General features: G+C 70.5%; 11 protein-coding genes. 7 read left to right on the top strand and 4 right to left on the bottom strand.

The genetic code is table 11. The annotated features are described in order from the left end of the window. On the bottom strand, window positions 1-347 hold a 347-nt coding region (locus HII36_RS34735), incomplete at its 3' end, for an ArsR/SmtB family transcription factor (RefSeq protein WP_173527550.1). A gap of 321 nt (window positions 348-668) precedes the next feature. Between HII36_RS34735 and HII36_RS34730 the strand changes: the two genes are divergently transcribed. The 4 genes from HII36_RS34730 to HII36_RS34715 all read left to right on the top strand — a co-directional run bounded on the left by HII36_RS34730 (window position 669) and on the right by HII36_RS34715 (window position 4668). Continuing rightward, window positions 669-1118: a MarR family winged helix-turn-helix transcriptional regulator gene (locus tag HII36_RS34730; RefSeq protein ID WP_173527549.1), complete on the top strand. Its 450-nt coding sequence runs from the start codon at window positions 669-671 to the stop codon at window positions 1116-1118. Further along, window positions 1096-3528, top strand: a complete 2433-nt coding sequence (locus HII36_RS34725; RefSeq protein WP_173527548.1) for a PEP/pyruvate-binding domain-containing protein — start codon at window positions 1096-1098, stop codon at window positions 3526-3528. Before HII36_RS34730 ends, HII36_RS34725 begins: the two co-directional genes overlap by 23 nt. A gap of 110 nt (window positions 3529-3638) precedes the next feature. Further along, entirely contained in the window at window positions 3639-4127 is a 489-nt protein-coding gene (locus HII36_RS34720; RefSeq protein ID WP_328808014.1) for a MarR family transcriptional regulator, read from the top strand. Between the two features lie 190 nt (window positions 4128-4317). After that, a complete protein-coding gene (locus HII36_RS34715) occupies window positions 4318-4668 on the top strand; it encodes an STAS domain-containing protein (protein ID WP_173527547.1) in 351 nt (116 codons plus the stop codon). A 28-nt stretch (window positions 4669-4696) separates the two neighbouring features. Here the strand turns inward: HII36_RS34715 and HII36_RS34710 are convergent, their stop codons facing one another. The 3 genes from HII36_RS34710 to HII36_RS34700 all read right to left on the bottom strand — a co-directional run bounded on the left by HII36_RS34710 (window position 4697) and on the right by HII36_RS34700 (window position 8022). Further along, window positions 4697-6049 carry a TrkH family potassium uptake protein gene (locus HII36_RS34710; protein WP_173527546.1) on the bottom strand — a complete coding sequence of 451 codons (1353 nt, stop codon included), beginning with the start codon at window positions 6047-6049 and terminating at the stop codon, window positions 4697-4699. A gap of 240 nt (window positions 6050-6289) precedes the next feature. Beyond that, on the bottom strand, window positions 6290-7582 hold the full coding sequence (locus HII36_RS34705) for an ArsB/NhaD family transporter (protein WP_173527545.1): 1293 nt from the start codon (window positions 7580-7582) through the stop codon (window positions 6290-6292). Next, complete coding sequence (locus tag HII36_RS34700) at window positions 7579-8022, bottom strand: CBS domain-containing protein (RefSeq protein WP_173527544.1); 444 nt, start codon at window positions 8020-8022, stop codon at window positions 7579-7581. The genes HII36_RS34705 and HII36_RS34700 overlap by 4 nt, the downstream gene beginning before the upstream one ends. Window positions 8023-8318: 296 nt before the next feature. Between HII36_RS34700 and HII36_RS34695 the strand changes: the two genes are divergently transcribed. The 3 genes from HII36_RS34695 to HII36_RS34685 all read left to right on the top strand — a co-directional run bounded on the left by HII36_RS34695 (window position 8319) and on the right by HII36_RS34685 (window position 9744). Then, a complete protein-coding gene (locus HII36_RS34695; RefSeq protein ID WP_173527543.1) occupies window positions 8319-8807 on the top strand; it encodes a hypothetical protein in 489 nt (162 codons plus the stop codon). A gap of 106 nt (window positions 8808-8913) precedes the next feature. After that, window positions 8914-9252, top strand: coding sequence for an STAS domain-containing protein (locus HII36_RS34690; protein WP_173527542.1), 339 nt, complete (start codon window positions 8914-8916; stop codon window positions 9250-9252). A 39-nt stretch (window positions 9253-9291) separates the two neighbouring features. After that, window positions 9292-9744 carry a GbsR/MarR family transcriptional regulator gene (locus HII36_RS34685; protein ID WP_173527541.1) on the top strand — a complete coding sequence of 151 codons (453 nt, stop codon included), beginning with the start codon at window positions 9292-9294 and terminating at the stop codon, window positions 9742-9744. The last annotated feature ends 43 nt before the right edge of the window (window positions 9745-9787 follow it).

The raw sequence follows: 9787 nt of genomic DNA, 5'->3' as shown, positions 1-9787 counted from the left end.
GTGGCGGGCGGGGTGGCGGGCATGGTGAGCAGTGCCGACAGCTCCCCCAGCGTTTCCGGCACCAGGCGGTAGTAGACCCAGGAGGCGCGCCGCTGCGAGGTCAGCAGCCCGACCTCCTTGAGCACCTTCAGATGATGGCTGATGGTCGGCTGGGACAGCTCGAACGCGTCGGTGATGTCGCACACGCACACCTCGCCGCCGGTGCGACTGGCCACGATCGACAGGATGCGCAGCCGTACCGGGTCACCCAGGGCCTTGAACACGCGCGACACGCCGGCTGCCTGCTCGGCGTCCAGCGGCTCGCGGCACAGGGGCGGGCTGCACCCCAAGATCTCCAAAGGTTCCACCGGTCCTCCATATAGACGCATATCTAATTCGAATCGACTCAATATTGACATACGTCGAAGTCGGTGGCGGGCGCGGGCATGGGGTGGACCCTGCAGGACTCCATCAAGGCGACCTTCCTGGCGGAAGGCGTGCAGGGGATGAGGAAGCCGCTGTAGCCGCGAGGAGTAGGAGGGTCGGGCCCGTGGAGTCCGAGAGCGGCGAAGGCCCCGCCGTGAGCCGACAGGGCCGCCTTCGACGCTTGGCGACTGGGGGAGACGATGGACGGTCGGCCCATGCGGAGTTAGTTTGGTTGCCAGGCAGCAACTAATGCGGGGCCGCACATGAATGACCGTGAGCGCCTGCTCGAACTGCTCACCGCGATGCAGCGCGACCTGATGCCGTCGCTGATCCGGCTGCACGAGAGCGACGACCTGCACATGCTCGACAGCGTCATGCTCCAGGTGCTCGACCGGGGCGGCGAACCGACCGTCAAGGAACTGGCCGCCCTGGTCGGCCGGTCGGTGTCGCGGACCAGCCGGATCGTCGACGGCCTCGTCCGGCGCGGACTGGCCGAGCGGTACGAGGACACGCTCGACCGCCGGATGCGCCGCATTCGCATCAGCGAGGAGGGCGCCGCGGTCCTGCGGCGCATCCGCGACGTCCGCATGGACGCGCAGATGACCCTCTGGAACCGGATGACCGAGGACGAGCGGAAGATCGTCCTGCGGTCGATGGAGATCTACGCGAAGGCCGCGAGGAGGATACGCGATGAATCTGATCCGGCTCTCTGAGATCGACTCGACCATGATCGAGACGGTGGGCGGCAAGGCCGCCGGGCTCGGCGAGATGATCCGCGCGGGTGAACGCGTCCCCGACGGCTTCTGCCTGACCGTCGACGCCTATGCCGAGCGCGAGGTGCCGGAGCGGGAGCTGATCGACGCCTACCGGCGGCTCGGCGGCGGACGCGTGGCCGTGCGCTCCAGCGCCACCGCCGAGGACCTGCCGGAGGCCAGCTTCGCCGGCCAGCAGGACACCTATCTCAACGTGGACGGCGCCGGTCCGCTCGTCGACGCGGTCCGCCGCTGCTGGGACTCCCTGCACACCGAACGCGCCGTCGCCTACCGCGCGGCGGCCGGCATCGGCGAGGCCGCGATGGCCGTGGTGATCCAGAAGATGATCGACCCCGTGGCCGCCGGGGTGCTGTTCACCGCCAACCCGATCACCGGCTGTCGCACCGAGACGGTCGTCGACGCCGCGCCCGGCCTGGGCACCGCGATCGTCGAGGGCACCGTCGTGCCCGACCACTACGTCCTCGGCCGCCAGATACCGGACGCACCGGCCGGTTGCCTGAACAGCGCGCGGCTCGAAGAGTTGCGCGCGGCCGGGCGGCGGCTGCAGGAGCACTTCGGCTCGCCCCAGGACGTCGAATGGGCCATCGACGCCGACGGCACGCTGTGGTTGCTGCAGTCGCGGCCGATCACCACCCTGTTCCCGGCTCCGCCCGACACCGGCGACACCCGCCTCTACCTGGAGTTCGGCCACATTCAGGGCATGTTGCGTCCGACCACGCCGATGGGGGTGTCGATGCTCAAGACGGGCGCCGGCGTCTGGTTCAAGGCCGCGGGCGCCAGGATCGACCCGCGCGATCCGCTGCCCCGGCTGGTGCCCATCGGCGGGCGGCTGTACTTCGACCTGACCGACTTCCTGCGCAACAAGCGCCTGCGGCGCCGGCTGGGCGCCTCACTGGAGGTGTACGGGCCGCGGGTGCAGGGCGCCGTCGAGCGCATGCTGGACGATCCGCGCTTCGCCCCGCGCCCCGGCCTGCCCTTCCGCCTCGGCAGCGCGGTGCGGATGACGGCCCGGCTGGCGCTGCCCGCGATCGCCGGCATCGCCTGGAGCCTGGCCAGGCCGGACGCCGCCCGAGCCAAGGCGTACCGGGCGGTGGAGAGGATCAGGCGCGAGACCGTGCCGCCGCCTGAGCCCGTCACGTCGGCCGAGCGGCTGCGCTGGGTGATCGAGGACTCCCACCGGGCGGTCATGAGCGCCGACATGATGGGACTGGTCTGGCCGCTGGTGGCCGGCATGCTCGCCGGCGTGGTGCCGTCCGGGCTGCTCAACGGGGTCGCCTCGGACGAGGAGCTGGACGTCGTCCTGGGCGGGATGCCGTACAACGTGACCACCGAGATGGACCTGGCGCTGTGGCGGATCGCGGTGCGTGCGCGCGAGCACGGCGACCTGTTCCGCGCCACCCCGCCCGACGAACTCGCCACGATGTACCGTGCGGGGGAGTTGCCGGACATCGGGATGACCGCCTTCCTCGACCGCTACGGCATGCGGGCCGCCGCCGAGATCGACGTCGGCATGCCCCGATGGGCGGACGACCCGTCGCCGCTGTTCGCCACCATCGCCAACTACCTGCGGGTGGACGACCCGGAGCAGGCCCCCGACCGGCGCTTCGAGCAGGCCGCGGCGAAGGCGGAGCGGATGATCGGGACGCTGTCGCGGCGCGCCAGGCGGGCACGCCCGGTACGCGGCCGGCTCGCCACGTTCCTCATGCGCCGCTCACGCAAGCTGACCGGGCTGCGGGAGATCGGGAAGTACGCCTGGCTGCCGGCGATCGCGGCGGCGCGCGGGCAACTGCTGCTGATCGGCGCCGACCTGGCCGGGCGCGGCCTGCTGGAGCGCGGTGACGACGTCATGTTCCTGGATCTGTCCGAGGTCCGGGCCGCCGTCCACGACGGGGCCGACCAGCGGGAGACGGCCACGACGCGGCGGGCGGCGTACGAGCGGGAGCTGCGGCGGCCCACCGTGCCCGGGGCACTGCTGTCGGACGGGACCGACGTGGAGGCGCTGGCCCCGCCCGAACCGGCCGAGGAGGGGACGCTGGTCGGGATGGCGGGAGCCGCGGGACGGGCGACCGGCAGGGCGCGGGTGATCCGCGACCCGTCCGGCGCGCACATCGAACCCGGCGAGATCCTGGTGGCCCCGACCACGGACCCGGGCTGGACCCCGTTGTTCCTGACCACGGCCGGGCTGGTCACCGAGACCGGCTCACCTGTCGCGCACGGCCCGACCGTGGCCAGGGAGTACGGCATCCCGGCCGTCATCTGCGTCAGGAACGCCACCCGCGAGATCAGGACCGGACAGCTGATCACGATCGACGGGGCCGCGGGCACCGTGCGCCTGGAGGACGAAGGCTGACGACGCCGACCCGCCACCGCGCAGGACGGGGCTTCGAGGGCGGTCCCGTTCGTCGTCGTTCACCCTCCGCGTTTGTGGGCGACAATGGGCGATGTGATGAGAGGCGCAGCGTGAACGCCGGGCTCGCGGGTTCCCTGCCCGAGGACACCCCTGTGGTGGAGGCGGTGCTCACGGCCAGCCGTGCCCTGGTCGCGGTCGCCGCACGCTCGATCGCCGCCGCCGGTGGCGAGGTGACTCTTCCGCAGTACCGGGCGCTGGTCCTGATGGCGGCGCGGGGCCCGCAGCGGCTCATCGACCTGGCGGACGCTCTCGACGTCAACCGCTCGACCGCGACGCGCATGTGCGACCGGCTGGTGGCCAAGCGGCTGGTGCGGCGCAGCCGTCTGCCCAGCGACCGGCGGACGGTCCGGATCGCCTTGACGGGCGAGGGACGTGCGCTGGTCGACGGCGTGACGCAGAAGCGCAAGGCGGACCTGGCCCGGATCCTGGCACAGCTCACGCAGGAACAGCAGAACGCCGTGGTCGCGGCGTTGTCGGCGTTCGCCGACGCGGCCGACGAGAGGCACGTGCCCGGGCAGGAGGACCTGCCCGCCCTCTGAAACGCCCGGCGGCGGTCACCACGTCGCCGAGCAGCGGGCGAAAGCGCTTCATGTCCTCCACCCCTCATTTCCGCTTCATTTCCGACGCTCAAATGTTGCACATGGCAACCGGCTGCTAGGGTCGCTTCAGGCGAGCCGGGAAGTCTGGTCGGCGCTCTCGAAGCATGCCGTCTGAGCCTGAGTGAGCGTCATGAATCCTTCAGCGCCAGCCGACCCCGATTTCGACATCCGCCTGGATCGGTACGGGAAGGTCGTCCTGCTGAGCCTGTCCGGCCGGCTCGACGCCGCTGCGGCGGCCATCCTGCAGCAGTACCTGGTCAACGTGCTGGTGAGCCGGATCCCGCCGCTACTCGTGGTGGATCTCACCTGCGTCCTGGCCGTCGACGCGGAGGCACGCGACATCCTGCTGTCGGCCGACCGCCACGCCCGGGCCTTCGAGGGACGGTTGATCGTGGTCGGCGCTGGCGTGCTCCCCGGCCGTCTGGGCGGCCTCGAAATGTTCCCGGGGGTGGCGGAGGCCCTGGCCGCACTCACCGAGTAGCGGCCCAGCCGGACGCCGCGGGCCGGCGTCAGCCCAGAATCACTCTCTCCTCCGGCAGTTCGTAGCGGCGGGTGCGGTGGTTCAGCGCGAGCGCCGAGCCCAGCGTGAGGGGGCCGATCCTGCCGATGAACATCAGCAGGCTGAGCAGGATGTGCCCGGCCAGCGGGGTGTCGGCCGTGATGCCGGTCGACAGGCCGTTGGTGGCGAAGGCCGAGATCACCTCGAACAACACCCGATCCAGCTCGTACGGCGTGCTGATCAGCATCACCCAGGTCGAGAAGGTGACCAGCAGGACACCGAGCAGGCTGATCGACAACGCCTGGCGCTGAGTGGTGGCGGGCAGACGGCGGTGACCGATGTTGACGTCGGTCTCGCCGCGCAGCTCCGACCAGACCATGAACAGCAGGAAGCCGAAGGTGGTGACCTTGATACCGCCGGCGGTGCCGGCGCTGCCGCCGCCGATGAACATCAGCACGTCGGTGACCAGCCACGACGACGGGTACATCTGGCCGATGTCCAGGGTGTTGAAGCCGCCCGAGCGCGGCATGACGGCGGCGAAGAACGCCGCCAGCAGCTTGCCGGAATCGTCCAGTGGGCCCATCGTGGCCGGATTGCGCCACTCGGTCATCAAGAACGCCAGCGTGCCGCCGCAGAGGAGTAAAGCGCTCAGGCCGACGGTGATGCGCGTCAGCACCGACCAGCGGCGCGGCCGCCACCTGGTCCGCAGCAAATCGAAGATGACGGGATAGCCGAGTCCGCCGACGATGACGGCCAGCGCGATGGTGAGGCAGATCCACGGGTCGGTGACGAAACGCATGAGGTTGTCCGGCCACAGCGCGAAACCGGCGTTGTTGAACGCCGATACTCCGTGGAAGACGCCCAGGTAGGCGGCCCGGCCGAAGGATTCGCCGTATCCCGTGATGAACCGGACGGTCAGGACGGCGGCGACGGCCGCCTCACAGACCAGGCTGAACACCACCACCTTGCGCAGGACCTGGCGCAGGTCGGCGGCGACCACGGATTTGGTCTCCAACTGGGCGGACAGCCGGGCGCGCAGACCGATGCGTCCTGAGAGGATCACCATGAAGAGCGTGGAGAGCGTCATGATGCCCAGTCCGCCTATCTGGATGAGCAGCGCGATGACCACCTCGCCGAACACCGACCAGTGCGTCTCGGTGTCGACCACGACCAGGCCCGTCACGCAGACGGCGGACGTGGCGGTGAACAGCGCCGTCAGCCAGTGGAAGCCGTCGCCCTCGGTCGTGGCCATCGGGGTGGCGAGCAGCAGCGTCCCGATCAGCACCGCGGAACCGAACCCGGCCATGATCACGACGGCCGGATGCCGGCCGCGGCTCGGCGACGCCGGCCGACGCCGGATCATCCGCGCTTCCGGTCGCTCGGGCTGTCGGGTGGCAGGCTTGGCGGGTCAACGTTCATCATGGGAGCCTCGGTGAAGACGCACGACAGAACATCGCCGACCAGGCTTCCCGGCGCTCCGCGCCATACCGTAGCGCAGCCCGCCGTATCGTAGCGACACGGTCATATGCCGCGTCGTCACGGCGCCTCGAGGGCGGCCCACGCCTCGCCGACCAGACTTCCCGGTAACAGCACCCGCGACGAATCAGATCAGGTAGCGCAGCCACAGGTACGGCACGCACAACGCGATCGTCACCACTGTGACGACCAGGCCGTACCTGGTGAACTGCCAGAAGCTGATCGGGTGACCGTTGCGGGCGGCGATGCCCAGGATGACCACGTTCGCCGCCGCGCCGACGGCGGTGGCGTTGCCGCCCAGGTCGGCGCCGAAGGCGAGCGCCCACCACAACACCTGCGCCGGTCCGTCGCCGCCGTTGGCCTGGACCAGGCCGTCGACGATCGGGCTCATCGTGGCCACGTACGGGATGTTGTCCACGATCGCCGACAGCCCCGCCGAGGCCCACAACAGGCCCATCGTGGTCAGCCCGAGCTGACCCTGGGTGGCGTCGGCGGCCGCCGCGGAGATCTGGCCGATCACCTTGGTGTGCACCAGCGCGCCGACCATGACGAACAGTCCGGCGAAGAAGACCAGGGTCGGCCACTCGACCTCGCGCAGAGCGTCCTGAGTGGTGACCTTCGTGGCGGCCACCAGGATGCCCGCGCCCAGGATCGCCACCACGGACGGCTCGTAGTGCAGCACCGGGTGCAGCACGAACGCCACCATGACCAGCGCCAGCACCACCAGCGACTGCCACAGCAGCCGCGGGTCGGCGATCGCGTCACGCTCGTTGAGCGTCATGATCTCCGCCGCCCGCTCCGGGTCATAACGGAACGACTCGCGGAACAGGATCCGGCACAGCCCGATGAACACCGCCATGAGCACCACGACCAGCGGCGCCATGTGGATGAGGAAGTCGTTGAAGCTGAACCCGGCCCGGCTGGCGATGATGATGTTCGGCGGGTCTCCGACCAGGGTGGCGGCGCCGCCGATGTTGGACGCCATCGCCTCGGCGATGAGGTACGGCGCCACCGGCAGCGCCAGCCGTTCGCACACCAGGAACGTCACCGGCGCGATGAGCAGCACGGTGGTGACGTTGTCCAGCAGCGCCGACGCCGACGCGGTGATGATCACCAGCAGCACCATCAGCCGGTACGGATGCCCCTTGGCGCGCTTGGCGGCCCAGATGGCCAGGTACTCGAACACGCCGGTCTGCTTGAGCACCCCGACGATGACCATCATGCCGAGCAGCAGGAAGATGACGTTCCAGTCGATGCCGGTGTGCTCGTCGAAGAACGCGGCCTTGGCGTCTGTGGCGTGGATCAGCAGCATGATCCCGGCCCCGCCGAGCGCGGCCGTGACCCGGTGGATCTTCTCGGTGGCGATCAGCGCGTACGCGCCGAGGAACGCCGCCACCGCCAGCCACGCGGTGAGCGTCACGCCTCGACCGCCCAGTCCATCAGCGCCTGCAGCGTGATCGCACCGAGCAGCCGCCCGCCGTCCACCACCGCCACCAGCGGGCTGTGCGTGCGCGCCATCAGCGCCGCCAGCTCCAGCAGGGTGGCGTCGGGATCGGCGATCGGCAGCTCGCGTGGCGGTGTCGGCAGCGCCTCCTGGACGGTGCGATCGGCGACGGCGCGCAGGAACCGGTCGGCGTGTGCCTCGTCGACCACCCGGGCCAGCGCCGGATCGTCCTGGCAGTAGCCGGGCACGGCCAGCCGCAGCACCTGCGTGCCGGGCAGGATGGTCGAGGGCAGCCCGTGGCCGTCGACCACGATGAGGCCGGGCAGCTTCTGCTCGGCCAGCAACCGGGCGGCCTCGCTGATCAACGTGTCCGGGGTGACGGTGGGGAAGTCGGCGGCCAGGTGGCGTGCGCGCATCCGCGTGGCCTCTTTCGGGATCGACGACGGGAATCGCCGACCAGACTTCCCGGCACACCTGGCACCAACGTATCAATGATCGTCTGAGACGGGCAGGGCTTCTCCGGCCCGGCCCGATCGTCGGGCGTCCGGGCCGTGCCGCCGATCCGGGCGATGGGCGTGATCGCGAGTGGCATCACGCATTCATTGCAGTGTGCAACGTTTGCTTGGCTTGCCGGGCGTTGTCGGATGGGATGGTCTTCAGCCCCCGGCGAGACGTGCGGCGGTGACAGGCGCGAGTCGAGCAGGAGGGGGTGTTGCCCGTGTTCTGGTGGTCGCGTCCGCTGCGGGTCGCCGCCGTCGTCCTGGTCTCGCTCACCACGGCGCTGACCTTCGTGCGCCTGCTGGAGATGCCGATCGAGCTGGGCTACGACACCGCGCTGCGCGTCCGGCTGAACGACGTGCTCTACCCGCGGCTCAGCCAGGTGAGCGGAGCGATCCAAGCGCTGGCCGCGTTCGTCGCGGTCACGCTGGCCCACGTCGAACGGGGCACGGCCCGCTTCCGTCCGGCGCTCCTGGCCGCGGCCCTGGCGCTCGCCGCCCTCCTGCTGTGGCTGATCGTGGTCCAGCCGGCCAACAGCGTGTTCGCCACCTGGACCGCGCAGAGCCTGCCCGATGACTGGCAGCATTGGCGTCTGCGCTGGGTGGCCGGGCAGCTCGGCGGCTCGGTCCTGCTGAGCGGCACGCTCCTGATGCTGCTCCTCACCCTGGTGGCACCGCATCGGCGCCCGCGCTCCGTCTCTTGAACGGCACGCGCGATCAGGCCGGCGGCCGTTTCGCCGCATACGACCCCCGGGCCCGGCTGACCGGTCCACGACGGGCGTTCGCCGATCGGTTCTCAGGCGAATGCCGATGACGACGGGCTCAGGCGCCGAGGAGATGCGCGTTCACGCGGACGGCGTCATCCTGACCGTCTCCGGGCGCCTGACCATGAACGACCTGCCGTCCCTGCAGGCCCGGCTGGCCCAGGCCCTCGCCTCGTGCCGGCCGCCCCGACTGGTCGTCGACGTCGGCGAGCTCGAATCCATCGACTCCTTCTGCCTGTCCGCGCTCATGGGCGCCGAACGGCAGGCGCGCGAGTCGGGCGGCGGCGTGGTCATCGCCGGCGCCACGGATCTCCTGCGCGCCGCCCTGGTCAGGCGCGGCCTGGACAAAGTCTTCACCTTCCGGCCGGGGCCGGCCGTGGATTGATTGTTCGGATCGTTCCGAACAAAGCGATAGAGTCCCGTCATGGACGTCGATCACTTCGTCGAGGACGCCGGGCTCTTCTACGAGCGCCTCGGCTTGAGCAGGACCTCCGGCCGGGCCATGGGCCGGCTGCTGACCGCCGCGGCCGACAGCGCCGACGCGCCCGAGCTGGCCCAGGCCCTGGGCGTGGCCAAGAGCAGCATGAGCGTCGCCTTGCGTCAGCTGGAGCAGGCGGGCCTGATCGAACGCTTCCGGGTACGGGGCGAACGGCGCGACCGCTACCGGCTGGCCGAGGACGTCTTCGCCCGCGCCTTCCGCGCCAAGATGGCCGAGTTCGAGAGCTTCCGCGCCCTGGCCGAGCAGGGGCTGCGCGCGGTCGGCGACGACCCGGCGGCGCGTAGTCGGCTGGAGCTCATGCGCGACATGTACGCCTTCATGATGGACCGCTTCCCCGCCCTGCTGGACGAATGGGACCGGGCGAAGGACGGCCGATGAAGCCGCTGGACCGGGCCGGGGACGGCCGATGAAGCCGCTGGAC

It is taken from the genome of Nonomuraea antri (genome assembly GCF_013283785.1).
GTDB classification, from domain to species: domain Bacteria; phylum Actinomycetota; class Actinomycetes; order Streptosporangiales; family Streptosporangiaceae; genus Nonomuraea; species Nonomuraea antri.
The sequence above is the reverse complement of the archived record's forward strand: the minus strand, read 5'-3'. Positions and strand labels throughout refer to the sequence as shown.